Origin of the sequence: Streptomyces sp. SID12501 (genome assembly GCF_010550245.1) — a bacterium.
Classification (GTDB): Bacteria; Actinomycetota; Actinomycetes; order Streptomycetales; family Streptomycetaceae; genus Streptomyces.
Map to the genome: position 1 here is coordinate 58701 of NZ_JAAGLU010000001.1, position 23854 is coordinate 82554.

At 71.2% G+C, this 23854-nt stretch carries 21 protein-coding genes and 1 pseudogene; 11 read left to right on the forward strand and 11 right to left on the reverse strand.

Features of this window, described 5'->3' with window-relative positions; translation table 11 throughout:
* Positions 1-56: 56 nt before the first annotated feature.
* Positions 57-1943, reverse strand: coding sequence for a tetracycline resistance ribosomal protection protein Otr(A) (otr(A), locus tag G3I71_RS00290; RefSeq protein WP_164311798.1), 1887 nt, complete (start codon positions 1941-1943; stop codon positions 57-59).
* Positions 1944-2158: 215 nt separating this feature from the next.
* Between otr(A) and G3I71_RS00295 the strand changes: the two genes are divergently transcribed.
* Both G3I71_RS00295 and tuf read left to right on the forward strand, forming a co-directional pair.
* A complete protein-coding gene (locus G3I71_RS00295) occupies positions 2159-3109 on the forward strand; it encodes a ribose-phosphate pyrophosphokinase (protein ID WP_164311799.1) in 951 nt (316 codons plus the stop codon).
* A 78-nt stretch (positions 3110-3187) separates the two neighbouring features.
* The gene (tuf, locus tag G3I71_RS00300) at positions 3188-4381 is read left to right on the forward strand and encodes an elongation factor Tu (RefSeq protein ID WP_164311800.1); all 1194 of its coding nucleotides are present in this window, start codon (positions 3188-3190) and stop codon (positions 4379-4381) included.
* A gap of 37 nt (positions 4382-4418) precedes the next feature.
* Here the strand turns inward: tuf and G3I71_RS00305 are convergent, their stop codons facing one another.
* Entirely contained in the window at positions 4419-4799 is a 381-nt protein-coding gene (locus G3I71_RS00305; RefSeq protein WP_164311801.1) for an anti-sigma factor antagonist, read from the reverse strand.
* Positions 4800-5031: 232 nt separating this feature from the next.
* On the reverse strand, positions 5032-5460 hold the full coding sequence (locus tag G3I71_RS00310; protein ID WP_164311802.1) for a MarR family winged helix-turn-helix transcriptional regulator: 429 nt from the start codon (positions 5458-5460) through the stop codon (positions 5032-5034).
* 103 nt (positions 5461-5563) lie between these two features.
* On the opposite strand from G3I71_RS00310, the gene G3I71_RS00315 reads away from it, so the two are divergent.
* Positions 5564-7018, forward strand: a complete 1455-nt coding sequence (locus G3I71_RS00315; protein WP_164311803.1) for an aldehyde dehydrogenase — start codon at positions 5564-5566, stop codon at positions 7016-7018.
* A 93-nt stretch (positions 7019-7111) separates the two neighbouring features.
* Positions 7112-8221, forward strand: a complete 1110-nt coding sequence (locus tag G3I71_RS00320; protein WP_164311804.1) for an NAD(P)-dependent alcohol dehydrogenase — start codon at positions 7112-7114, stop codon at positions 8219-8221.
* A gap of 134 nt (positions 8222-8355) precedes the next feature.
* Here the strand turns inward: G3I71_RS00320 and G3I71_RS00325 are convergent, their stop codons facing one another.
* The 4 genes and pseudogenes from G3I71_RS00325 to G3I71_RS00340 form a co-directional block, all read right to left on the reverse strand.
* Positions 8356-8919, reverse strand: a complete 564-nt coding sequence (locus G3I71_RS00325) for a TetR/AcrR family transcriptional regulator (protein WP_164311805.1) — start codon at positions 8917-8919, stop codon at positions 8356-8358.
* Positions 8916-9278: a DUF1304 domain-containing protein gene (locus tag G3I71_RS00330; RefSeq protein WP_164311806.1), complete on the reverse strand. Its 363-nt coding sequence runs from the start codon at positions 9276-9278 to the stop codon at positions 8916-8918. The genes G3I71_RS00325 and G3I71_RS00330 overlap by 4 nt, the downstream gene beginning before the upstream one ends.
* A gap of 156 nt (positions 9279-9434) precedes the next feature.
* Positions 9435-11066 carry an amidohydrolase gene (locus tag G3I71_RS00335; protein WP_164311807.1) on the reverse strand — a complete coding sequence of 544 codons (1632 nt, stop codon included), beginning with the start codon at positions 11064-11066 and terminating at the stop codon, positions 9435-9437.
* A gap of 102 nt (positions 11067-11168) precedes the next feature.
* Positions 11169-12704 (reverse strand): annotated as a pseudogene (locus tag G3I71_RS00340) (APC family permease).
* Positions 12705-12844: 140 nt separating this feature from the next.
* Between G3I71_RS00340 and G3I71_RS00345 the strand changes: the two are divergent.
* From G3I71_RS00345 to G3I71_RS00355, 3 genes are all read left to right on the forward strand, one after another.
* Positions 12845-13573: a TetR/AcrR family transcriptional regulator gene (locus tag G3I71_RS00345; protein WP_164311808.1), complete on the forward strand. Its 729-nt coding sequence runs from the start codon at positions 12845-12847 to the stop codon at positions 13571-13573.
* Positions 13574-13648: 75 nt separating this feature from the next.
* Positions 13649-14041, forward strand: a complete 393-nt coding sequence (locus G3I71_RS00350; RefSeq protein ID WP_164311809.1) for a VOC family protein — start codon at positions 13649-13651, stop codon at positions 14039-14041.
* On the forward strand, positions 14038-15042 hold the full coding sequence (locus G3I71_RS00355; protein WP_203728952.1) for a cation diffusion facilitator family transporter: 1005 nt from the start codon (positions 14038-14040) through the stop codon (positions 15040-15042). The genes G3I71_RS00350 and G3I71_RS00355 overlap by 4 nt, the downstream gene beginning before the upstream one ends.
* A gap of 68 nt (positions 15043-15110) precedes the next feature.
* Here the strand turns inward: G3I71_RS00355 and G3I71_RS00360 are convergent, their stop codons facing one another.
* Positions 15111-15560, reverse strand: a complete 450-nt coding sequence (locus G3I71_RS00360; protein WP_164311810.1) for a nitroreductase family deazaflavin-dependent oxidoreductase — start codon at positions 15558-15560, stop codon at positions 15111-15113.
* 104 nt (positions 15561-15664) lie between these two features.
* Positions 15665-16288 (reverse strand): LysE family transporter, encoded by a 624-nt coding sequence (locus G3I71_RS00365; protein WP_164311811.1) that lies wholly within the window; start codon positions 16286-16288, stop codon positions 15665-15667.
* A 158-nt stretch (positions 16289-16446) separates the two neighbouring features.
* On the opposite strand from G3I71_RS00365, the gene G3I71_RS00370 reads away from it, so the two are divergent.
* On the forward strand, positions 16447-16998 hold the full coding sequence (locus tag G3I71_RS00370; protein ID WP_164311812.1) for a flavoprotein: 552 nt from the start codon (positions 16447-16449) through the stop codon (positions 16996-16998).
* A 184-nt stretch (positions 16999-17182) separates the two neighbouring features.
* Here G3I71_RS00370 and G3I71_RS00375 read toward each other — a convergent pair whose 3' ends face one another.
* Entirely contained in the window at positions 17183-18061 is an 879-nt protein-coding gene (locus G3I71_RS00375; RefSeq protein ID WP_164311813.1) for an endo alpha-1,4 polygalactosaminidase, read from the reverse strand.
* A 239-nt stretch (positions 18062-18300) separates the two neighbouring features.
* Between G3I71_RS00375 and G3I71_RS00380 the strand changes: the two genes are divergently transcribed.
* The 3 genes from G3I71_RS00380 to G3I71_RS00390 all read left to right on the forward strand — a co-directional run bounded on the left by G3I71_RS00380 (position 18301) and on the right by G3I71_RS00390 (position 22967).
* Positions 18301-18906, forward strand: a complete 606-nt coding sequence (locus G3I71_RS00380) for an NADPH-dependent F420 reductase (protein WP_164311814.1) — start codon at positions 18301-18303, stop codon at positions 18904-18906.
* A 188-nt stretch (positions 18907-19094) separates the two neighbouring features.
* On the forward strand, positions 19095-21941 hold the full coding sequence (locus G3I71_RS00385) for a LuxR family transcriptional regulator (RefSeq protein WP_164311815.1): 2847 nt from the start codon (positions 19095-19097) through the stop codon (positions 21939-21941).
* A gap of 57 nt (positions 21942-21998) precedes the next feature.
* Complete coding sequence (locus G3I71_RS00390; RefSeq protein WP_164311816.1) at positions 21999-22967, forward strand: aldo/keto reductase; 969 nt, start codon at positions 21999-22001, stop codon at positions 22965-22967.
* An 18-nt stretch (positions 22968-22985) separates the two neighbouring features.
* On the opposite strand, the gene G3I71_RS00395 is transcribed toward G3I71_RS00390, so the two are convergent.
* Positions 22986-23825 carry a phytanoyl-CoA dioxygenase family protein gene (locus G3I71_RS00395; RefSeq protein ID WP_164311817.1) on the reverse strand — a complete coding sequence of 280 codons (840 nt, stop codon included), beginning with the start codon at positions 23823-23825 and terminating at the stop codon, positions 22986-22988.
* Positions 23826-23854: the final 29 nt, after the last annotated feature.

Here is a 23854-nt window from a genome sequence, read left to right on the forward strand (position 1 = left end):
ATGCCCTGGCAGACCGTCCTGTTGACGTATCGCAACAATTGAGAATTGAGGGAGGCCTACCGGAGCGCGCGGTCGCCCGACACGCGTGACCACCACACCCCCTCGCCGTGCGTCAGCCCCGGCAACCGCAGCTCAGCCTCGCGCACCCGCCGCGCGGCCAGTTCACCGGTGAGGTGCCAGAGGGTGCCGCCACCCGTGGTCCGGCCGAACTCCGCGCCGAGGGACGCGAGCAGACCGGTCACCGGCGCCAGCGCGCTCGTCGGGATCTCCAACTCGAAGGCGTGGTACGGCTCGTACACCCGCGTCCCGGCCCGCTCCAGGGCGCGGCGCAGTACCACCGGAGTGAGCGCCCGGAAGTCCGCGGCGGTGCTGAGCGGCCCGACGAACCCGGAGCGGACGAGGACGACCCGGCAGTCCGTGACCGGCCACTCGTGCGGCCCGGCCAGCAGGCCGGCGTGGACGGAGTCCTCGATCGCCTGGTGGAACGCGCGGGGGAGAGCGCCGAGTTCGGTCTCGTACGTGAACACGGCGCCCGAGCCGAGCGTGCCCGGCTCGACGCGCAGCCCGACCGTCGCGAAGCAGCGGGCGCGGTCCAGCCACGGGTTCTCCTCGGACGCCTCGCCGGTACCCGCGGGCCGCTCCAGGAACCGGACGCGGCTCGGCTCGAACTCGGCGTCGACGCCGAAGTCCTGGGCGAGAGTGGCGGCGAGGACCTCCTTCTGCACCTCGCCGTAGAGCAACAGCGCGGTACTTCCGTCGGCCGCGGGCCGGGCGTGGGTCAGCGGGTCCTGGTCGGCCAGGGTCAGCAGGGCCGAGCGAAGGCGCGACGACTGCTCCGGTCGGCGGGCCCGGACCAGGGTCTCCAGAGTCGGAGGCGCGAACTGCGGTGCTCGGGCGGTGAGTTCGCCGAGGCGGTCGCCGACCCGGACGGCTCCGAGACCGGTCAGGGCGCCGATGTTCCCGGCGGTGAGCGGGCCACGGCGGCCGATCACCTCAAGACCGGTGACCCGGCCGGGGACCTCGCTGGTCCGGCCGTCGGCCTCACGGCGCAGAAACGTCAGCCGCTGACGCTCCGTCACCTCACCCTCGTACAGCCGCAGATACGCCGTCCGCCCGCCGTCCGGTGCGGGGCGTACGGCGAACACCGTGCCGCGTGGGGGCACGTCCGCGCAGGTCGGGGCGGGCCGGGGGACCAGCCAGGTCAGGGCCTCGACGAGTTCGGGTACACCCTGGCCGCCCAGTGCGGAGCCGAAGAGGACCGGGTGGAGCGAGCCGTCGGCCGTGCGGGCGGCCAGGGCCTTGTCCAGCTCGTCCGGGGTCGGCGCGGGGCCGTCCACGAGCGCCGCGAGAATGCCCGGGTCGACGTCCGCGATCGCCTCCGCCGAGGCCGCGGCCATGAGGAGGCGGGGCCGGGTGCGGGCGGCCGGAGTGCCGACGCCGTCGACGTCGGTGAGCGGGACGATGTGCGGGGTCAGGCGGCGGCGGACGTCCGCGAGCAGGGCCTCGGACCGGGCGCCCGCACGGTCGATCTTGTTGACGAAGACCAGTGTGGGCAGCCGCAGCCGCCGCAGCGTCCTCATCAGCACGCGCGTCTGCGCCTGGACACCCTCCACGGCGGACAGCAGCAGCACCGCGCCGTCCAGGACCTCCAGGGCGCGTTCGACCTCGGCGATGAAGTCGGAGTGCCCCGGGGTGTCGATGAGGTTGATCTGGGTGTCACCGGCCGTGAACGCGGCGACCGCCGAGCGGATGGTGATCCCGCGCTGCCGCTCGATCGCGCCGTCGTCCGTCCGGGTGTCACCGGCGTCGACGCTGCCGAGCCGTTCGATCGCGCCCGAGTCGAACAGCAGCCGCTCGGTGAGACTGGTCTTACCGGCGTCGACGTGGGCCAGAATCCCGATGTTCAGGGTGTGCGGGGTGTGCGGGGTCTGCAAGGTGCGCATGGGTGGTCGAGTCCTCGGGAACGGTGATCCGGCATGGGCGGAGGGTTCCGAGGAATCGGCGCATTCGGTGCTCCTGAGGTCGGGGAGATTCGGCCGTGGCCATCATGACGCAGCCCCGGCGGCCGACCGCAACCGAATATCCCGGCCGGTGGCGGACCGGGAAGGTCAGTAGCATGGGCACCGGCCGACCGGAATGATCATGCTAGGAGCAGATCGTGCGAGACATCGCCGTGTTCAGCGGTAGTGCCCACCCCGAACTGGCCGCCGAGGTCTGCGAGCACCTGGGAGTGCCCCTGCGGCCCACCCAGGTCAGCCGGTTCGCCAACGACTGCCTGGAGGTCCAGCTCCAGGCCAACTGCCGTGAACGGGACGTCTTCCTGATCCAGCCACTGGTCACGCCGGTCCAGGAACACCTCGTCGAGCTGCTGATGATGTGCGACGCGGCACGCGGGGCGTCGGCGGGGCGGATTTCGGTCGTCATGCCGCACTACGCGTACGCCCGCTCCGACAAGAAGGACATGCCCCGCATCTCGCTCGGCGGACGCCTGGTCGCGGACCTGCTGGTGGCGGCCGGCGCGAGCCGCGTCCTCGCGATGACCCTGCACTCCCCGCAGGTCCACGGCTTCTTCTCGGTCCCGGTCGACCATCTGCACGCCCTGCGCGAGCTCGCCGAGCACTTCCGCCAGTACGACCTGTCCCGTACGACGGTCGTGTCGCCGGACCTCGGCAACGCCAAGGAGGCCGCGCACTTCGCCCGGCTGATCGGCGCCGAGGTGGCCGCCGGGGCCAAACAGCGGTTCGCGGACGACCGGGTGAGCATCAGCTCCGTGATCGGCAAGGTCACCGGGCGGGACGTCATCGTGCTGGACGACGAGATCGCCAAGGGCAGTACGGTCCTCGAACTCCTCGAACGGCTCAGGGAGTTGGAGCCACGGTCCATCCGGGTCGCCTGCACCCACGGGCTGTTCGCGGCGGGCGCGCTCAAGCGGCTGAGCGAGCAGCCGGACGTGCTGGAGATCGTGTGCACCAACACGGTTCCGATCCCGGAGGAGGAGCGCACCGAGAAACTGCGGGTGCTGTCGATCGCCCCGGCGCTCGCCGAGGCCGTGCGTCGCATTCACAACGGTGAGTCGGTCAGCGCCCTGTTCGACGCACCGGGAACCTAATAGACAGGAAGGACGACCCCGTACGAGGTCGAGCGGAGGAACGCCCCGCGTCACCCGAGGTGATCAGGAGGGCTCGCAGTGGCCAAGGCGAAGTTCGAGCGGACCAAACCCCACGTCAACATCGGCACCATCGGGCACATCGACCACGGCAAGACGACGCTCACGGCGGCGATCACCAGGGTGCTGCACGACCGGTTCCCGAACCTGAACCCGTACACGCCGTTCGACCAGATCGACAAGGCACCCGAGGAGCGGCAGCGGGGCATCACCATCTCCATCGCCCATGTCGAGTACCAGACCGAGCGCCGGCACTACGCGCACGTGGACTGCCCCGGGCACGCCGACTACATCAAGAACATGATCACGGGCGCAGCGCAGATGGACGGCGCGATCCTCGTCGTCGCGGCCACCGACGGGCCGATGCCGCAGACCAAGGAACATGTGCTGCTGGCCCGGCAGGTGGGCGTCCCGTACATCGTGGTCGCGCTCAACAAGGCGGACATGGTGGACGACGAGGAGATCCTCGAACTCGTCGAGCTGGAAGTGCGGGAACTGCTCACCGACTACGAGTTCCCGGGCGACGACGCCCCGGTCGTCAAGGTCTCCGCGCTCAGGGCCCTGGAGGGCGACCCGCGGTGGAGCGCCTCGGTGCTCGAACTCCTCGACGCCGTCGACGCGGCGGTGCCCGAGCCGGTGCGGGACGTGGACCGGCCGTTCCTGATGCCGATCGAGGACGTGTTCACCATCACCGGCCGCGGCACGGTCGTCACCGGCCGGATCGAACGTGGAGTGCTGCACGTCAACCACGAGGTCGAGATCATCGGCATCCACGAGCAGCGGACGAAGACAGTCGTCACCGGTATCGAGATGTTCCGCAAGCTCCTCGACGAGGGCCGGGCGGGGGAGAACGTGGGGCTGTTGCTGCGCGGGGTGAAACGGGAGGACGTCCAGCGCGGCCAGGTCGTCATCAAGCCGGGATCGGTCACTCCGCACACGGAGTTCGAGGCGAGGTCGTACATCCTGTCGAAGGACGAGGGCGGCCGGCACACGCCGTTCTTCGACAACTACCGTCCCCAGTTCTACTTCCGGACGACGGATGTGACCGGGGTGGTGACCCTGCCGAAGGGTACCGAGATGGTCATGCCGGGCGACAACACCACCATGCGTGTGCAGCTGGTCCAGCCGATCGCCATGGAGGAGGGGCTGAAGTTCGCCATCCGGGAGGGCGGCCGGACGGTGGGCGCGGGTCAGGTCACGAAGATCCTGAAGTAGCCGTTCCATGCCGTGGTCGGTGCGGGTCAGGTGCGGGTCATAACGTGCCGGACGTGGTCTCGGGCAGCTCCAGAGCCGCGTCCAGGGACGCCGCAGGCGGGAGCACCTTGGCCAGGCCGGTGACCTTGAGGACGCGCAGCGTGAGCGGGTGCGTGCAGACCAGGTGGAGGCTGCCGTCATGGGCGAGCACCCGGTGCCGGGCCCGGTACAGCAGGCGCAGCCCCGAGCAGTCGAAGAACTCGACATCCGTCAGGTCGATCACGACCCGGGCGTCCGGATGGCCGGTCGCCGCGTCCAGGTGCGGGATGATCTCGACGGCCGCGGCGATGTCGATCTCGCCGTGGAACTCCAGGACCGTGTGGCCGCGGTCCTGGTGGACACGCAGATACCGGGTGGGTGGTGGAGGATCCTGCTGCACGACGACATCGCCTCCAACCGACTGTTGTGATGGCGGAACCAGCCGGTCACCGGGGGCCGGGGTGACGTCGTGCCGTGAGCGTAGACGTACTGCCGGGCCCAGATGAGCGCAACTGAGTGTCCCGCCCTGCAAGTTACCCTCGTTGGAGTGAATTTGAGCATGTTCGATTGACATATGTCTTCGAAATTGAAGCGTGTCTCGCACACGTCTTTCCGTGAGCCGTGAGGCGGGGCTACGACAGGGCGTGCCAGGCCTTGGAGAGAGCCTGCCGGAGCTGGTCCGCCTGGTGCGACGTGAGGTCGCGGATCATCCGCTCCTCCAGCTCCCGTACGGGCTCGGTGAAGCGGTCGAGCAGTTCGCGGCCGGCGTCGGTCAGCAGGATCAGCAGCTCCCTGCGATTGCGCGGATTGCGCTCCCGGCGCACGAGTCCCCGGTTCTCCAGGGACCGGACGAGATCGGCGATGGACTGTGCGGTGACGAACGAGTCACGGGCCAGCTGGGCCGCGGAGAGGCCGTCGTGTCGCTCCAGGACGGTGAGCGAGGTGTACTGGAGCGCAGTGATCCCAGCCGGTCTGACCAGCTCGTCCAGATGGGAGCGCACTACGAGCTCCACCTGCTTGACCATGTAGAGCAGTGAGGGGGGTGCCTTGGTGCTGACCATGGATTCAGATTAGAGCATTGACAGGAAACCTGTCCGTAATCAGACTGCCAACCAACAGGAATCCTGTTGATTGAAATCTTGGCAATGAGGCTGAGGAGTGGTGATGACCACCTTCGAGATCGAACCCGGGCGACTGTTCGTCGGAGGACAGTGGCGTGAGGCGGCCGACGGAGCACGTACCGAGGTGGTCGACCCGTCCAGGGGTACGGTCGTCACGACCGTCGCGGAGGCGTCGGCGGCCGACGTGGACGCGGCCGTGCGTGCCGCGCGGGAGGCCTTCGACAACGGCCCGTGGGCCGCGACGACCGGACGCGAGCGCGGCCGGATCCTGAACCGGGTCGCCCAGCTGATCCGGGAGAACGCGGACGAGATCGCCCAGCTGGAGAGCCTCGACGTGGGCAAGCCGATCAGCCTGTGCCACGCCGTCGACGTCACGAACGCGGCCAACGACTACGAGTACTTCGCCGCCCTCGCCTTCTCCCTCGACGGCGCGACCCGCGAGACGGTCCACAACGCCCTCGCGTACACCAAGCGCGAGGCCATCGGCGTCGTCGCCGCGATCACACCCTTCAACTTCCCGCTGATCCTTGCCGGTTCGAAGCTGGGCCCGGCGCTGGCCGCGGGCAACACGGTGGTGCACAAGCCCGCCGACGAGACCCCGCTCAGCGCCCTCTACATGGCCAGGCTGTTCCAGGAGGCGGGTGTCCCGGACGGCGTCGTCAACGTCGTCACCGGCACCGGCCCGGTGGCAGGCGAGGCGCTGCTGCGGCACAACGGCGTCGACAAGATCGCCTTCACCGGCTCCACGGCGATCGGCCGCCATGTGGCGAGCGCCGCGGGCGAGGCGCTCAAGCCGGTCACCATGGAGCTGGGCGGCAACGCGGCGCACATCGTCTTCGACGACGCCGACGTGGAGAAGGCGGTCGGCGCGGTCATCAAGGGCTTCGTCTTCAACACCGGCCAGTTCTGCATGGGCGGCCCGCGACTGCTGGTCGCGCGCGCCGTGTACGAGACCCTGATCGGCATCCTCGCCGACGCGGTGCCCGGGGTGCCGGTCGGCGACCCCCGGCAGCCCGAGACCGTGGTCGGGCCGATGGCGGGGGAGAAGCACCTGCGCAAGGTCGAGGAGTACGTGGCGCTGGCCCGCAAGGAAGGTGCGCGGATCGTCTGCGGGGGCGAGCGGCTCGACCTGGACGGCGGCTACTACTACAAGCCGACGGTGATCGCCGACCTGGCCAACGACTCCCGGGTCGTCCAGGAGGAGATCTTCGGCCCGGTCCTCACCGTCCAGCCCTTCGACTCCGAGGACGAGGCGGTCCAACTCGCCAACTCCACGCCGTACGGCCTGGCTTCGGGTGTCCAGACCACCAACCTGGCCCGCGCCCACCGGGTCGCGGGCCGGCTCCAGGCGGGCATCGTCTGGATCAACGACTGGGCGATGCTGGACCCCGCGATCCCCTTCGGCGGTGTGAAGGACTCCGGCTTCGGCCGCGAGTACGGCCCCGAAGCGCTCGCCGCGTACACCAAGGTCAAGTCCATCGTCGTCTCGCTCGACTGAGGGCGCTCCGCGATCACCCAACTCGCCACACGCCACTCGCCAACTCGTCAGTCCGTATGCCCGTATGCCCGTATGCCCGTAAGGGAGTTCACGATGTCCATCTCCACCCGCGCCGCTGTCGTCGAGTCCGGCGGTGCGCCCTTCACCCTCGCCGATGTCGAACTGGCCGAGCCCGCGCCCACCGAGGCGCTCGTACGCCTGGTCGCGGCAGGCCTGTGCCACACGGACCTCGGTGTGGCGAGCGGCGGACTGCCCTTCCCCCTGCCCGGAGTTCTGGGGCACGAGGGCGCCGGCGTCGTCGAGGCGGTCGGTTCGGCCGTCACCGGCATCGCGCCCGGCGACCACGTCGTCCTGTCCTTCACCTCCTGCGGCGGCTGCCGCAACTGCCGTGACGGGCACCCCGCTTACTGTGTGGCCTGGCTGCCGCTGAACCTCCTCGGGGGCCGGCGGGCCGACGGCACCGCCACGATCAGCCGTGACGGCACGGAGCTGGGTGGCCACTTCTTCGGCCAGTCCTCTTTCGCCGAACGGGCGTTGGTCGATCAGCGCAGCCTGGTCAAGGTCGACCCGGACGTACCGCTGGAGTCCATCGCCCCGCTGGGCTGCGGTGTGCAGACGGGTGTCGGCGCCGTCTGGAACGTGCTGAAGCCGGGCATGGGCAGCACGGTCCTCGTCCTCGGCGCCGGAGCCGTGGGCCTTTCCGCGGTCATGGCCGCCGCGCTGACCCCGGCGACCAGGATCATCGCCGTGGACAGGGTCGGTGAACGTCTTTCACTGGCGCGGGAGTTGGGCGCCACCCACACGATCAACGCGGGCGAGGCCGACCTCGGCGAGGCCGTCGCGAAGATCACCGGTGGCCAGGGTGCCGACGGTGTCGTCGAGACCACCGGCAACGTCGCCGTCCTGCGCCAGGGCGTCGACGCGCTCGCCCAGCGCGGCACGCTCGTCGTGGTAGGCGCCCCGCCCTTCGGCACCGAAGTCGCCCTGGACGTCAACGGGTTGCTCCCCGGCAAGCGTGTCGTGGGCCTCACCCTGGGCGACGCCGAGACGCAGACCTTCATCCCGGCCCTCGTGGAACTGGTGAAGGCCGGCCGGCTCCCGGTGGACCGCCTGATCAGCACCTACCCGTTCGCGGACATCGACCAGGCGGTACGGGACATGGGCGCGGGCAAGACGATCAAGCCGGTACTGACCTTCGGCTGACCGGCGGTGGCGTTTTCAGCCTGTCGGGTGTCTGAGGACGAGGACGAGGCCCCTTCAGCGCCGTAGGGGGGTCTGGGGGCGAGCAGCCCCCAGATGCGGGATGGGACGGGTAGGGGTGGCGGTGGCGAAAACCCCTACCGGCTCCGGTGCAGCGCCACCAGCAACTGCCACACCTGGTGGGCCATCTGGTCCGACGTCGCCTCGATCCGCCCGTGCAACCAGTCCGCCAGCACCCCGGCGAACGTGGCGGCCACCGCCGAGGCGACCAGAGGAGCGTCCGCCGCGCCCGCGAGTTCCCGCTCCGCGAGACTCCGCGCGCGCAGGTCCCGGTGCAGTACCTGCCCCAGCGGCCCCCCGCCGCCCGGGCTCAGCAGGGTCCGGTACAGCGCGGTGTGCGGTTCGAGGGCCGCGAAGAACTCCACCAGCGCGGCCGGGGCGATCACCGGGTCGGGCCGGCCACGCCAGGCGTGCAGGGCGTCCACGGCCTCCCGTACGACATCGGCGCAGGCGTCGACGGCCAGCGCCTCCAGGTCGGGGTAGTGGACGTAGAACGTGGCCCGGCCGACTCCCGCCCGGCGCACCAGCGCGGCGACACCGATCTCCGCCAGCGGGTGTTCGGCGCACTCCGCGAGGAGGGCCTCGCGGAGTTTCGCCCGGGTGCGGGCGGCCCGAGGGTCCTCGGGCGCGCCGCGCGTCACCGCGCGACGAGGACGGCGGCCAGGGCGATGGCGCCGGGCAGCGCCTGGGCGAACAGGATGCGCCGGTTCGCGGTCACGGCCCCGTAGACGCCCGCCACGATCACACAGGCGAGGAAGAAGACCTGCGCCCGGAACCCGGTCGGATCGGCCGCGATCAGCCCCCAGACCAGGCCCGCCGCGAGAAACCCGTTGTAGAGCCCCTGGTTGGCGGCCATCTTGGCCGTCGCGCCGGCCATCTCCGCGTCGAACCCGTGGAACTTGCGCCCCTGCGGTCGCTGCCACAGGAACATCTCCATCACCAGGATGTACAGATGCAGCGCGGCCACCAGGCCGACCAGCACGTTCGCGACCGTCTCCATGCTCGGCAATCTCCTACGTCAGGCTTGTGAAAGCATCTTCTTGGACAGGTGACCAGCATATATGGACAGCTGTCCAACAAGTTGGCCGGCGCGATACGTTTCCATGAGCGGAACGGCTTCGCGCCCCAGGCGGTGACGCTTCGCCTGGGCCTGTGGTCAGGCGGCGCCCTCCGCCGCGTACACCCTCTCGCCCCCCACATAGGTGAGCGCCACCTTCGTCTCCCCGATCGTCTCCGGCGGGCCGGTGTACGGATCGCGGTCCAGGATCGTCAGGTCGGCCAGCGCCCCCGCGCGCACGCTGCCCGTGTCGTCCAGGTGGTTGGCGTACGCCGAACCCGCGGTGTAGGCCGTGAGCGCGTCCGTCAGGCCGATGCGTTCGGCGGGGAGGAACACCGGGGAGGACGGGGAACCCGGTGCCGTGCGGTTGACCGCGACGTGGATCGCCTGGAGCGGGTCGGGGCTGCTGACCGGCCAGTCGCTGCCCGCCGCCAGGATGGCCCCGGAGCGCAGCAGCGCGCCGAACGGGTACTGCCACGCGGCCCGTTCGGGGCCGAGGAAGGGGATCGTCAGGTCATCCATCTGGGGTTCGTGCATGGCCCACAGCGCCTGGATGTTCGCGACCGCGCCGAGCCGGGCGAAGCGCGGTACGTCGTCCGGGTGTACCACCTGGAGATGGGCCAGATGGGGCCGGGTGTCGCTCGGCCCGTTCGCCGCGCGCGCCGCCTCCACGGCGTCCAGGGCGTCGCGTACCGCCCGGTCGCCCAGCGCGTGGAAGTGGCACTGGAAGCCGAGCGCGTCCAACTGCGTGACGTACTTGGGCAGTTCGGCCGCGTCCAGGAAGCTCGTGCCCCGGTTGGCCGTGGCGCAGCCGCACTTGTCGAGGTACGGGTCGAGCAGCGCGGCCGTGCCCGTCTCGGCGACTCCGTCCAACATCAGCTTCACGCTGCCCGCCCGGAACCTGTCATGGCTCAACGCGGCCCGCCGCTCGACGAGTTCGGGGATCTGTTCGGCCCCACGCTCCCGGTCCCACCACAGCGCGCCGACGACCCGTGCGGTCAGTGAACCGTCCCGGGCGGCGGCCAGGTAGGTCTCGGCGGGGTCCTCCATACCGAGGAACGAGCCGACCAGCGCGTCCTGCCAGGCCGTGACGCCCAGCGAGTGCAACTGGCGCTGCGCGGACAGCAGGGCCGCCAGCCGCTCCGTGGCCGTTACCGGCGGGGTCAGCCGGCCCACGTACTCCATGGCTCCTTCCTGGAGCATCCCGGTCGGCTCGCCGGAGGAGTCCCGCTCGAAGCGGCCGTCCGCCGGGTCCGGGGTGTCCCGGGTGACGCCCGCGAGTTCGAGGGCGCGGCTGTTGGCCCAGGCCCCGTGATGGTCCCGGTTGGGCAGGTACACCGGCCGGTCCGGGACCACAGCGTCCAGCAACTCCCGGGTGGGCGTGCCCCCTTCGAAGGCCTCCATGGACCAGCCGCCGCCCGTGATCCACTCCCGCTCGGGGTGCGCGAGGGCGTACGCGCGGACTACGGCCACCGTGTCCTCGGCGGTCTTCGTGCCGGTCAGATCGCACTGGGTCAGTTCGAGGCCGGCCGGCAGCGGATGGACGTGGGCGTCCTGGAAGCCGGGCAGGAGCAGTCGCCCGGCGAGATCGACGACCTCGGTGCCCGGTCCGATCAGATCGTGCACCTCGGCCCGGCCCACGGCGGCGATCCGGCCGCCGGTGACCGCGACGGCCGTGGGATTCCCGGGGGCGAAGACGGGGCCGCCGGTGAAGAGGAGATCAGCGTGCATGTTCCGTTTCCTTGATGGTGTGGGGCGCCCCGACAGGGGCGCGGGGAACTGCGCGACCAGCCCCCACCGGCCCGCAGGTAATGAACTGCGTATCCCCGGAGCTCAACGTGTCGATGTCTCCTGCAAGGCGAGCAGCTGCGGCGCATCCGCGTCGGTGCCCCGGCCCGTGCGGAAGTACGGAGACCTGCGTCCCCACTTCGCCCAGGCTGCGGCCACGAAACCGGACGCGACCATCAGCGACGGTACGAGGAGCAGGAACCAGCCGTTGTCCGGGCTGAGTTCGAGATGGTCGGCGGAGGTGTAGAAGGACCAGCCGAGATAGCCGCCGAGCCCCAGCAGCGTGGCGGCGCTCAGCGCGGGCAGCACCACCGCACGTACGCCCTCCCGCCAGTTCTCCCGCAGCAGACCCCGGAAGCGCACCGCGGCGGCGAGTGCCGTGAGCGCGTACGACAGGGCGACGACCATGCCGATCGCGTTGACCGCCGCCAGGATCATGTCGGCGAGGCGCGGAATGACCAGGGCGAGCCCGGCGACGGCCGCCGCCAGCGCGCCGATCATCACCGTGCCGGCCGCCGGGGTGCCGTACCGGGGGCTGACCCGGGACCAGGCCGGGCCGAGCGTACGGTCGCGGCTCATCGCGAACATCGCGCGGGCCGTCGGGATCACCCCGGCCTGCAGTGAGGCCACCGCCGAGAACATCAGCGCGACGAGCGGCAGCGCGGCCAGCGGCTGGTCGGCGAGCCGGTTGCCGAAGAACGCCGGCCCCTCGGCGCCATGGCCCGCCAACTCGCCCTCCGACAGTACCCGTTGGAAGGCGATCGAGCCGAGCAGGAACAGCCCGAGCATCGTCACCAGGGTGGTGATCCCGGCCCGCGACGCCTGCCTCGGGTCCTTCACCTCCTCGTTCACACTGAACGCGGCCTCGAAGCCCCAGTAGCAGAACACCGACAGCAGCATGCCCTGCGCGAGCGCCGACGCCGAGGGGATCTGGAAGGGGTCGAACCAGCTCAGGCTGAAGGGGTGCGGTCCGGCGACGATGCCGTAGCCGCAGAAGCCCAGCAGGACGACGTACTCGAAGATCAGCAGTCCGCCCTGGAGCCGGGCGGCCGTCCTGATGCCGGAGACCGCCGTCAGGGTGACGGCGACGAGGACCAGGATGCCGACGCCGGTCGTCTGCGCGGTCGATCCGGGGTCGAGGGTCAGCCCGGCCAACCGGTGCAGGCCCGCGTCGCCGGCCAGCTGGATGACCGCCGAGCCGGTGACCGCCGTGGTGTACGCCAGGAACACCACCGAGGCAACGATGTTCACTCAGCCGACCATGAAGCCGAGCCACGGGCTGAGCGAACGCCCCACCCACACATAGCCGTTGCCCGCGTTCGGCTCCACCCGGTTCAGCCGGGAGTAGGCGCCCGCGATGCCCAGGACCGGCAGGAACGCCAGCAGCATGATGGCCGGCAGATGCAGCCCGACCACCCCGGCCGTGACCCCGAGACCGATACCGATGCTGGTGGTCGCCGCCGTGCTGGACGCGGCGATGGCGACGCTGTCCAGCATGCCGAGGGACTTGCGCAGCGCGGGCTGCGTGGGCGACGCGGTCGGCGCGGGTGGGGCAGCTCCGTATGGCTGGGGATCGGTCATGGCGGTCTCCGCTCACACCTGGGGCCTCGGACGACCCCGGTGAACGCACATGAAACTGCCCGGGGCCTTAACAGGTCAACGGTGTTGTCATAAGGTGCCCGCACCGGTCAAGGCACCGGCCACCGCGCTGGAGGAATCCCGTGAGCGAACGTGTCGTCCCGCCCGACGCCAGGCGTCGCAGGCGCCCCACCAAACACGGTGTCGTCCTCTCCGAGGAACTGATCGTCGAGACGGCGATGCGGCTGCTCGGGGAACACGGTGCCGAAGCCCTCTCCGTGCGCCGCCTCGGCCGCGCCCTCGGCGCCGACCCGAGCGCCCTGTACCGCTACTTCCGCCACACCGACGACCTGCTGCTCGCCATCGCCGACGAACTGATCGGCCGGACGCTGCGCACCTGGCGCCCCAGCGGAGACTGGCGCGCCGACCTGCGGGACCTCGGCCTGCGGATACACGCCGGGGCGCTCGCGCAGCCGCAGGCGGCGGTGCTCAGCTCGTACCGGGTGACCGGACGGGCGTACGAGATCCAGGCTGTGGAGACCGGCCTCGGGGTGCTGCGCGGTGCCGGGTTCCCGGACGCCGAGGCGGTACGGATCTACCACGCCTTCGTCGACCAGGCGCTCGCCTTCGGCGCCCTCGACTCGGCGAACACGGCGCTGCCGAAGGCCGCGCGCGAGGCGGAGACCGCGGTGTGGCGGGCGACCTACGCCCGGCTGCCCGCCGACACCCACCCGCACATCAACGCGACCGCCCGCCACCTCGTGACGGACATGCGGCACAGCTCCTACCCGGCGGCACTCGACCTCCTCCTGACGGCGGCGGCGACCCGCCTCGCACAACTCACCGCACCCGACGACGTACGGCCCGTGTGATTCCGGTGTGCGGGGTACCCGAAGGGAGAGGGCCGCGGCGCACAGGGCCGCCCCCGACCCCCGTACGGAGGAAGCATGACCTTGGTGACAGCAGGCGTCGTGGTGCTGGACTGCGCCGAGCCGGAGAAGCTCGCCGCCTTCTACATGGAGTTGCTGGAGGGCGAGGAGACGGAGACGACCGTCAACCGGATCGAGATCAGGGGCGCAGGGGGAACCCGGATGGAGTTCCGCCTCGACGCGAACATGACTGTGCCGAGCTGGTCGCGCGCCGAGAACTCCTTCCAGGTTCACCTCGACTTCCGGGTGAGCGATCTCGACGAGGCGGAACGCAGGGTGGTCGGGCTCGGCGGCCGCTCGCTGGAGACGAAGGACGCCGGTACCCCGTTCGAGGAGCGCGGATACTCCGACCCGGCCGGCCACTCCTTCACCCTCCGCCAGGTCACGCCGACGGCACCCGAACAGCGTTGACGGCGGCAAAGAAGCGGAGGGAGTCGGACGGCGCGCGGTCCGCGGACCGGCGCACGCGCGTGACCGTGCTGGTGGCGCTCGGCGCCAACCTGCTGATCGCCGTCGCCAAGGCGGTGGGCGGCCTCCTCACCGGGTCGCCCGCACTCCTGTCCGAGGCCGCGCACTCGGTGGCCGACAGCCTCAACGAGGTCTTCCTGCTCGCCGCCCTGCGCCGCAGCCGCCGCCCCGCCGACCAGCGGCATCCCTTCGGCTACGGCAAGGAACGTTTCTTCTGGTCGCTGCTCGCGGCCGTCGGCATCTTCGTCATGGGCGGCTGCTTCTCCTTCTTCCAGGGCGTGGAGGCGCTCAGCAGCGATAAGGAGGAGTCCTTCGGCGGCTATGTCGCGGGCCTGGTCGTGCTCGGGGTCGCGCTGCTCGCCGAGGGAGCCTCACTGCTGCGTGCCGTGCACCAGGCGCGCGGGGAGAAGGGCAAGGGCACAGGGGGCAGTGCGGGTGCTCTGCGGGACCCCGCCCTGCGTACGGTGATCGCCGAGGACGGTACCGCGGTGCTCGGCGTGACGTTCGCCATCGTGGGCATGGCCCTGCACATGGTCACCGGGCAGGTCGTGTGGGAGGCGTCGGCCTCCATCGCCATCGGGGTGCTGCTGGTGTGCGTCGCTTTCTGGCTGGGCCGGGACGCGCGCGCCCAGCTCATCGGCGAGGCCGCCGACCCGGAGCTGAGCCGGGAGATCCGCGCCCTGCTGGCGGACCAGCCCGAGATCGACAGCGTGGAGGCGCTCTTCACGATGAAGATGGGGCTCGACTCCACCCTGGTGGCCGCCCGGATCGACCTCGTCCCCGGCCTCGACAGCGAGCGGGTCGAGGAGGTCGCCGTACGCATCAAGCGATCGGTCGCCCGAGCGGTCCCCGAGGCCGGCGAGATCTTTCTCGACATCACCGACGCGGCGGCGAACGAGGCGGCGGCAAGCCCCGCCGCGACGGGGGAACGCGGCGGGGCCTGAGGTTCGGGTGCCCGGAGGTGAAACGTTCATTCCTCCGGGCATCGAACTTGTTTTCTACCAGGCCGGAATCAGTTCCCGACGGCCGGTTCGAGGACGAACACGGGAATGTCGCGGTCGGTCTTCTTCTGGTAGTCGGCGTACTGGGGGTACGCGGCGACCGCCCGCTCCCACCACACGGACTTCTCCTCGCCCGTCACCTCACGGGCGACCCTGTCCTGGCGCACCGGCCCGTCCTGGATGTCGACGTGCGGGTCGGCGAGGACGTTGAAGTACCAGACCGGATGCTTGGGGGCACCGCCCAGTGAGGCGACCACCGCGTACACGCCGTCGTGCTCCACCCGCATGAGCGGCGTCCTGCGGATCTTGCCGCTCCGGGCGCCCCGGGTGGTGAGCAGGACGACCGGCATGCCGGTGTCGAGCAGCGTCGTTCCCTCGGTGCCGCCGGAGCTCTCGTACAGCTCCACCTGCTCACGCACCCACTGTGTCGGACTGGCTTCGTACTCGCCCTCAAGAGGCATGGAGTTCGTCCCATCGTCTTGTCGCGCCGTCGCGTGTGACCGCTGTGTACGAAGGGTCAACACGGGGGCGGTGCGGATTCATCCGGGGATCGTCATCACGTCGGTCACACCACCATCCGTACCGCCAGCGCCATGATCACCGCGCTGGACACGAGGGCCGTCACCAGCCGCCCGCGTCGGCCCGTCAGCGCCCGGCCGAGCAGTGCGCCGCCGGAGGCGATCAGCACCTGCCAGCTGGCCGAGGCGAGGAAGGCCGCGAGCACGAACACCCCCTGCTCCCAGGGGGACACGGCGTCCGAGGCCCGGCTGCCGAGGACCAGCGCGGCGAAGTAGATCACGGTGGTGGGGTTGAGCAGCGTGATGCCGACCAGCATGAGGAACGCCCGCAGCGGGCCCGGCGGTGTGGTGTCGGCCCGTACGGAGAGCAGACCGGCACGGTACCGCCGCAGGGCGCCGACCCCGCCCCGGACCGCGAGTGCGGCCAGCACCAGGGCGGAGGCCCAGCGCAGCGGGACCAGCACCGGTTGTAGGGCACCGGACAGGGCGGTTCCGCCGAGCGCGGCCAGCAGGGCGTAGAGACCGTCGGCGGTGGCGATACCGAGCGCCGCGCAGACACCGGTCCGAAGAGACGTACGTGCGGTGAGGGAGACGAGATACGTCGTGACGGCTCCGACAGGAACGGCGATGCCGTACCCCGCGAGGAGCCCCGCGACGAGCGCGGCCGTCATGACCGGGGAAGCACGGGCCTCCGGGGGCGGCCGGGCTGCTGCTGGACCCGCACCGGACGAGCGGTGGTGGGGGACAGCGGCGGGCGGGCTTCGATCGTAGGCATGGCGTGATCCTGGGGTCGGGGACCGGCCACCGGCAACCCATTTAGGGTTTCCGGATGACCGAGACGTCCGCACAGGCCCCGAAACCCTTCCTCTACGTCGTCGTCTGCGCCGCCGGAATCGCCTCCGACGTCAGCAAGTTGATCACCGCGGCGCAGGAACGGGGCTGGGAGGTCGGGGTCATCGCGACGCCCCTCGCCATGGGCTTCTTCGACACGGACGCCGTCGAGGCGCAGACCGGACGCCCGATCCGGTCCGCGTGGCGCAGGCCCGGTGATCCGCGGCCCTTTCCGGAGCCCGACGCCGTCCTTGTCGCGCCCGCCACCTTCAACACCGTCAACAAGTGGGCGGCCGGCATCGCCGACACCCTCGCCCTGGGAACCCTGTGCGAGGCGCACGGGCTGGGAGTGCCGATCGCCGTACTGCCGTGTGTGGGCGACGCGTTGGCCGCCCATCCCGCCTACCGGGCGAGTACGGAACGGCTGCGCGGCATGGGGGTCCGGTTCGCGGACCCGTACGCCGGAGGTGCCGAACAGGACGGTCGACAGGGTGGTGGGCGGCCGGAGTTCGGGTGGGAGCGGGGGCTGGAGCTGCTCGGCACACGGTGATGTCCAAGGGAGATCCCGTTGGCAGTTGGCAGGTGGCAGTCGGTGGTCGGTGGTCGTGTGGGCGGGCGGCGCGGCCCGAGTGATCAACCGGCCGCACAAGGAGGCCGCTTGACCCGCCGGGTCGAGGTGGTGGGAGTCCGGCGCCACGGTGATCCGTTGCCGGCACTCTCATGATCCGGTCCGGTCAACGGGTCCGGCGGACGTATCCCGCGCTGTCCGGCGTCGACACGTCGACATCCCTGCGGACGATGCTCAGCCGGTCACCGAAGGCCGCGCGGGCCTTGCGCAGGCCGGAGTCGGTGTACTCGATCACGACCACCCGGTCGTCGAACGCCGCCGCGTACTCCCCGCACTCGTCGAACTCCCCGCACTCCTCCGCGACCGCGAAGTCCAGCCCTGTCTTCTTCCGGAGCCCGGCCAGCTCCACGGTGTTCTTCTGGCCGATGGCCAGCCCGCGGGCGTGCGCGTGCCGGGAGAGGAGGGTGATGAAGGCGGTGGCGTCGCCCGCGGTGAGAAGGTCGTCGGAGCGGGTGTAGCTGTCGTAGTTGTCGGGCTCGACCGCGTCGAAGCCCTTGTCCGCGCAGCCGTCGATCCACTCGTTCACCCGCGCCGCGATCCGCTTCCGCTTCGCCGCCGTGCCGATGTCGAGCAGGGCCTCGTCCCAGTCGTCGTCGATGACGGCCTCGCCGTTCGCGTCGCGCAGCAGCAGATCGGCGGGCCACGTCTTCTCGTCGCCGGGCTGTGCCTGGAAGGCGTTGACGTAGCAGATGTTGTAGAGGCCGGGCGCGGGAGTCGCCGTACGGTCGCGGCTGACGATGCGCACGCCCGCCGGGGGCGGGTAGGCGCCGCCGATCTGGTAGTCGAAACCGGCGTGCAGCGGCGGCAGTTCGACCGTGGTCGACGTGGAGGGCGAGGGCGAGGACGTCGACCCGGACTCGGCCTCGTTCTCCGTCTCCGGCGAGCCACCGCATGCCGTCAGTCCCCACACGGCCGCGCAGACGGTCGTCAGTACGACGGCCACCCTCCGGATGCCTCCGGCGCCGGGTGCACCCTCGACGGGCATGTCCGCTCCATCGGTCGCGGGTACGACCACTACCGGCTGGGCGCACCTCTGCGTACCGGGCCCTCGGCTCGGCACAGTCAAGATCAAAGCGTCCGGCACACCCGCCAGTCAAACAGACCTCGCTGCGCGGACGTCCGCCCAGACCCAGTCACTTGACAGAAGCCCGCGGCCTGACATCACGGACATGCTCAGGAAGCGCCCTCGCACGCTCGTTCGCGGCGAGTAAAGGAAGGCACGTCATGCGTATCGGCATCATCGGCGCCGGAGCCCTCGGGCAGGCCCTCGCCGTCCGGTTCGTGGCCGCCGGAGTGGAGGTGCTCCTCAGCGACAGCCGAAGTACCCGGTGCCTGCGGGAGTTCGCCGACTCGATCGGGCCGGGGCTCACACCGGTGACCGTGGCGGAGGCGGCCGACCCCGAGATCGTCGTACTCGCGGTGCCCTGGCGGGAGCTGTCCGAGACGGTGGCGGCGGCCGAGGTGTCCGACTGGCAGGAGCGGATCGTCATCGACACCACCAATCCGCTGGGCCCGCCCGACTTCCTGGTAGTCGACCTCCAGGGGCGGCCGTCCAGCGAGGTCGTCGCCGGATCGGTGCCCGGGGCCCGCCTGGTGAAGGCGTTCAACACCCTGGCGCCGGCGCTCGTCGGCGCCGATCCGCGCACGCCCGCCGGACGCCGGGTGATATTTCTCTCCGGCAACCACGCGGGCGCCAACAACCGGGTCGCCCGGCTCGTCGAACACGTCGGCTGGGCGGCCGTGGACCTGGGCCCCCTGGCTGATGGGGGCCGCCTCCAGCAGTTTCCCGGCGGCCCGCTGCCGACGCTCAGTCTGCTCCTTCAGCCCTGAACCGAGGGCCGGTCCAGGAGTACTTCAGGACCGGCGGTCAGCCAACTCACCGTTTATTGTCAGGACATGAACGGAGACCGCAACCCGTCGGACTTATGCCACTCGCCGGCCCGTGCCGACCAGTCGTTCGCAGCTGGTTCGGCAGGCGGACCAGTCGCGTCGGCCTCCCGGCCGGCCGGGTCCGCCGTATGAGCCCCTCCCGCTTCGGCGCGGAGTGGATAGTCGGCCGCGACCGCGAACTCGCCCTGCTGGCCGACCTGGTGAACGAGGTCACGGCCGAGCCCACCGACCCGCCGGGAGCCCCGCCCGGCGTCCTGGTCGTGACCGGCGGACCGGGCGCGGGCAAAAGCGTCCTGCTCGACGCCGTCGGCCGTACGGCGCTCAGGGCCGGACTGCGCGTCCTGCGCTGCCGTGGCTGCGAGGGAGAGTCCGGGCTGCCGTTCGCCGGACTGCATCAACTGCTGCGGCCCGTACTTGACCTCGCAGGGGAGCTGCCCGCACGCCAACGGGCCGCGCTGCTCGGTGTGTTCGGGCTGGACCCCGAGCAGGCACAGGACCCGGTTCCCGACCCGCTGCTCACCTCGCTCGGCGCCCTCACGCTGCTCTCCGACGCGGCGAGCCGGGGGCCGCTGCTGCTGGTGATCGACGACGCCCACTGGCTCGACGTGGGCACGCTCGACGTCCTCGCCTTCGTCGCCCGGCGCCTCGAAGGGGAACCGGTCGCGATGGTGCTCGCCGCCCGGGACAACGCCGTACCCCGGCAGTTCGCCCGCGAAAGGCGGCAGTTGACCGTCGAGCCGCTGGCCCCGGCCGCCGCCGGACGTCTCCTCGACCTCCAGCCCGAACCGCCCGTCGGACGCGCCCGCTCCCGCGTCCTCGAACAGGCGGCCGGCATCCCCCTCGCCCTCGTCGAACTCGCCCGCGCGATCAGCCGGGACCCCGCCGCCGGACAGGACGGCGCCACCGACGCGCTGCCCCTCACCGACCGCCTGGAGGCGATCTTCGCCGCCGACCTGCCCGAACTCCCGTCGCCCACCCGCCGGTTGCTGCTCCTCGCGGCAGCCGCCGAGACGGCCGAACTGCCCGTCATCCTCTCCGCCGCCGGGGACACCGCGGCCCCGGTCGACTGGCGGCCCGCCGAACTCGCCGGACTCGTCCGCATCGACGACGGTCGGCTCCACTTCAGGCACCCTCTGATCCGCTCCGCCGTCTACCAGTCCGCGAGCTACGCCGAGCGCCACGCGGCCCACACCGCCCTGGCCGACGTCCTCGCGGGCGACCCCGACCGACGCGCCTGGCATCTGGCCGCCGCCGTCTCGGGCGTCGACGAGGAGGCCGCCCAGGGCCTGGAGGACAGCGCGGGCCGCGCGCAGCGCCGGGGCGGTTACTCGGCGGCGGCCGTCGCCCTCGAACGGGCGGCCCGGCTCAGCCCCGACCCCGACGTCCGCTCCTCGCGGCTGGTCCGGGCCGCGACCATGGCGATGTACGCCGGACACCCGCGCTGGGTGAGCGAGTTGGCCACCCGCGTCCTCACCCTCACCGACGACCCGGCCGTGCTCGCCGAGGCCTCGCTCCGGGCCGGCTGGGCGCTCGCGGTGACCACCCGCTTCGAGGACGCGCTCGGCTTCCTGCTGCCGGTCGCCGAGGCCGCCGTCGAGACCGATCCGGTCCTCGCTCTCGACGCCCTGGCCACGGCCACCACCCCCGCCTACCACTCCGGCGATCCCTCGTTCCGTGAGCGGATACAGCGGATCACCGAACGCGTCCCGCCGCAGGACGACGAGGGGGGACGGGTGTGGGTGCTGGCGGGCTGCGATCCCGTAGGCAACCGTGAACAGGCCCTCGCTCTGCTCAGTGGCACCGACTGGACCGAGGACCCGCCCGGGCTCCTGCCAGGGGCTGCCCAGGACCAGAGGCTGGCCCGGCTGGTCGTCGTGGGGGCCGCCGCCTGGATCCTGGACGAGACCGCCGAGGCCGTCCGCCTGCTCGGCGCCGCCCTGGACCATCTGCGGCGCACCCCGACGGCCGGCGCCAACGCCACCGTCGCAGGCGCCCTCGCGCTGGCCCTGTACGAGAGCGGCTCCTGGACCCGGGCCCGCACGATCTTCGACGAGTCGTACCGGACGGCGGCCGAGGCCGGCCTGGAGATCGTGGCGGCCGGTTCGCCCGTCGTCGGTGCCACCGTTCTCGCCCTGCGCGGCGACACGGAGGCGGCCCGCGCGGCCGTGCAGCGCGCTGTCCACGGCATCGATCTGCCCAACTCCCGCAGCCTGCAGGTACGGACGCACTACGCCCTCGGCGCCGCCGCCCTCGCCGAGGGCGATCACGCCGCTGCCTACACCCGCTTCCGGGCCGTCTACACCCAGGACGCCGAGCCCGAGCCGCTCCACTTCCATGCCTCCGACTACTACCTGGCCGACCTCACGGCCGCGGCCGTGCGCACCGGCCGCGCCGACGAGGCACGCCGGATCGTCGACGCGACCCGTCGTCGTCTCACGGCAGGCGGGGTCTCCGCCCGGCTGGACGCCGTACTGCACCGGGCGGACGCCCTGCTCGCCGAAGGGGACGAAGCGGAGGAGCACTTCACTGCGGCCCTCGCCGACCCGGCCGGCGAACAGTGGCTGTTCGAGAGGGCGTTGGTCCGCCTGGACTTCGCGGAGTGGCTGCGCCGCCGACGCCGGTCGGTGGAGGCCCGCCCGCAACTCACCGCCGCACTCGACGCGTTCGAGCGGGTCGGCGCCCGCCCCTGGACCGAACGAGCCCGCGCCGAACTGCGGGCCGCCGGTGTCACCGCCACCAGCAGCGCACCGCGCGACGTCCTTGCCGAACTCACCCCGCAGCAGCTCCAGATCGCCCGCCTGGCCGCAGCGGGACTCACCAACCGGGAGATCGGCGAACGTATCTTCCTCTCGCCCCGCACGGTCGGCTTCCACCTCTACCGCATCTTCCCCAAACTCGGCATCACGGGCCGCGCCCAGCTCCGTGACGCGCTGCCGGAGCCGTCGGAGCCCCTGGACCGGGCACCGGGCCCGTGATCAGGTCAGGCGTACGCTCCCTCTGACATCCCACCCGAAGGCAGGAGAGCAGCAACGATGCAGTACGTGAAGCTCGGTTCGACGGGCCTGGACGTGTCGCGGATCTGTCTGGGCTGCATGAGCTACGGCCTCCCCGACCGCGGCAACCACGCGTGGACCCTCGACGAGCAGGCGTCACGTCCGCTGATCCGCCAGGCCCTCGACGCCGGGATCACCTTCTTCGACACGGCGAACGTCTACTCCGACGGCACCAGCGAGGAGATCGTCGGCAGGGCGCTCGCCGACTTCGCCCGCCGCGACGAGATCGTGCTGGCCACGAAGGTGCACGGCCGGATGCGGCCAGGGCCCAACGGCGGCGGCCTGTCCCGCAAGGCCATCCTGACCGAGATCGACCACAGCCTCACCCGCCTCGGCACCGACTACGTCGACCTCTACCAGATCCACCGCTACGACTCCGTCACCCCGATCGAGGAGACGATGGAGGCCCTGCACGATGTCGTCAAGGCGGGCAAGGCCCGCTACATCGGGGCCAGTTCGATGTACGCCTGGCAGTTCTCCAAGGCCCAGTACACGGCCCGCGAGCACGGCTGGACCCGGTTCGTGTCGATGCAGAACCACTACAACCTCCTCTACCGCGAGGAGGAGCGCGAGATGCTGCCACTCTGCGCCGACCAGGGTGTCGGCGTCCTGCCGTGGAGCCCGCTGGCCCGCGGCCGGCTCACCCGCGACTGGGACACCACCACCGGGCGCAGCGCCACCGACACCTTCGGCAGCACCCTCTATCCGGAGGGCGACCGTACGATCGTCGACGCGGTCGCCCGCATCGCGGCCCAGCGGGACGTCCCGCGTGCCAGGGTCGCCCTGGCGTGGCTGCTGCACCAGAGCCCGGTGACCGCCCCGATCGTCGGTGCCACCAAGCCGCACCACATCGACGATGCGGTGGCCGCCGTCGACCTCGACCTGACCGACAAGGAGATCGAGGAACTGGGGCAGCCCTACACCCCGCACGCGATCAGCGGTCACTGACCGGACGGCGGCGACGGGTCAGTGCGGTGCGGAGGCCGACCCGAACTCCGTACCGCACGGTCCCGCGCCTTCGCTCTCGCGCAGCCGGACCCGGTCGCCGTTCATGGAGATCGTGCGGTAGAAGTGGCCGATGCGCTCGGCCGAGCGGCCCACGTAGTGCCCGATGAACGAGCGGCGGAACCGGTCGGCGCTCCGGTTGGGCTGCGAGCCGTGCACCAGACTGCCGTTGAAGAACAGGACGTCGCCCGGGGCCATGTCGACCGGCACCGTGGTCAGTCCGGGCGGCGGGGACACGTACTCCCGGGCGAAGGACACACCGGCGTCCGCCACCTCCGGGCAGAACAGGTCCATACGGTGCGTGCCCGGCACGACCTCCAGACCGCCGTTGTCCCTGTCGATCGACTCGCAGGCGATCCACGCGGCCACACACGTGCCCGGCTCCACCCGCAGATAGAAGTTGTCCTGGTGCAGCGCCTGACCCCGGGCACCCGGGGGCTTGAAATAGAACATGCTCTGCGCGGCCAGGACCTCCTCGCCGAGCAGCACCTCAAGGACCGCGCGCAGCCGGGGATCCAACAGCACGCCGAGCGACGGCTCGTGGAACTCGTGCGGCTGCATCACGCGCGGATACGCGTCCAACGGGTCGGCCGGGCGCCCGTCCTGCCCGGACAGGCGCGGCTCGAAATGCCCCGGCACCGGACCGGCCGCGTGCAGCGCCGTGAACTCGGCGCGGAGCGCGACGATCTCGTCGTACTCGAACAGACCTCGCACAACGGTGAATCCGTCTTCCTCGAACCGTCGGCGCTCGTCCTTTGGCAGGATGGGAGCCCCGGCGGCACCGATGCCTGTGGCTGTCATCGTCCACTCCTTCGATCCGCTGTCATCGG

What these genes read in the sequence shown, in the direction of transcription:
- G3I71_RS00360 (WP_164311810.1), bottom strand. Translation starts at nt 15,560, where the DNA reads ATGCCTCTTGAGGGCGAGTACGAAGCCAGTCCGACACAGTGGGTGCGT.
- G3I71_RS00365 (WP_164311811.1), bottom strand. Translation starts at nt 16,288, where the DNA reads ATGACGGCCGCGCTCGTCGCGGGGCTCCTCGCGGGGTACGGCATCGCC.
- G3I71_RS00390 (WP_164311816.1), top strand. Translation starts at nt 21,999, where the DNA reads ATGCAGTACGTGAAGCTCGGTTCGACGGGCCTGGACGTGTCGCGGATC.
- G3I71_RS00320 (WP_164311804.1), top strand. Translation starts at nt 7,112, where the DNA reads ATGTCCATCTCCACCCGCGCCGCTGTCGTCGAGTCCGGCGGTGCGCCC.
- G3I71_RS00380 (WP_164311814.1), top strand. Translation starts at nt 18,301, where the DNA reads ATGCGTATCGGCATCATCGGCGCCGGAGCCCTCGGGCAGGCCCTCGCC.
- G3I71_RS00330 (WP_164311806.1), bottom strand. Translation starts at nt 9,278, where the DNA reads ATGGAGACGGTCGCGAACGTGCTGGTCGGCCTGGTGGCCGCGCTGCAT.
- G3I71_RS00350 (WP_164311809.1), top strand. Translation starts at nt 13,649, where the DNA reads ATGACCTTGGTGACAGCAGGCGTCGTGGTGCTGGACTGCGCCGAGCCG.
- G3I71_RS00370 (WP_164311812.1), top strand. Translation starts at nt 16,447, where the DNA reads ATGACCGAGACGTCCGCACAGGCCCCGAAACCCTTCCTCTACGTCGTC.
- G3I71_RS00375 (WP_164311813.1), bottom strand. Translation starts at nt 18,061, where the DNA reads ATGCCCGTCGAGGGTGCACCCGGCGCCGGAGGCATCCGGAGGGTGGCC.
- G3I71_RS00395 (WP_164311817.1), bottom strand. Translation starts at nt 23,825, where the DNA reads ATGACAGCCACAGGCATCGGTGCCGCCGGGGCTCCCATCCTGCCAAAG.
- G3I71_RS00335 (WP_164311807.1), bottom strand. Translation starts at nt 11,066, where the DNA reads ATGCACGCTGATCTCCTCTTCACCGGCGGCCCCGTCTTCGCCCCCGGG.
- G3I71_RS00385 (WP_164311815.1), top strand. Translation starts at nt 19,095, where the DNA reads ATGAGCCCCTCCCGCTTCGGCGCGGAGTGGATAGTCGGCCGCGACCGC.
- G3I71_RS00310 (WP_164311802.1), bottom strand. Translation starts at nt 5,460, where the DNA reads ATGGTCAGCACCAAGGCACCCCCCTCACTGCTCTACATGGTCAAGCAG.
- G3I71_RS00315 (WP_164311803.1), top strand. Translation starts at nt 5,564, where the DNA reads ATGACCACCTTCGAGATCGAACCCGGGCGACTGTTCGTCGGAGGACAG.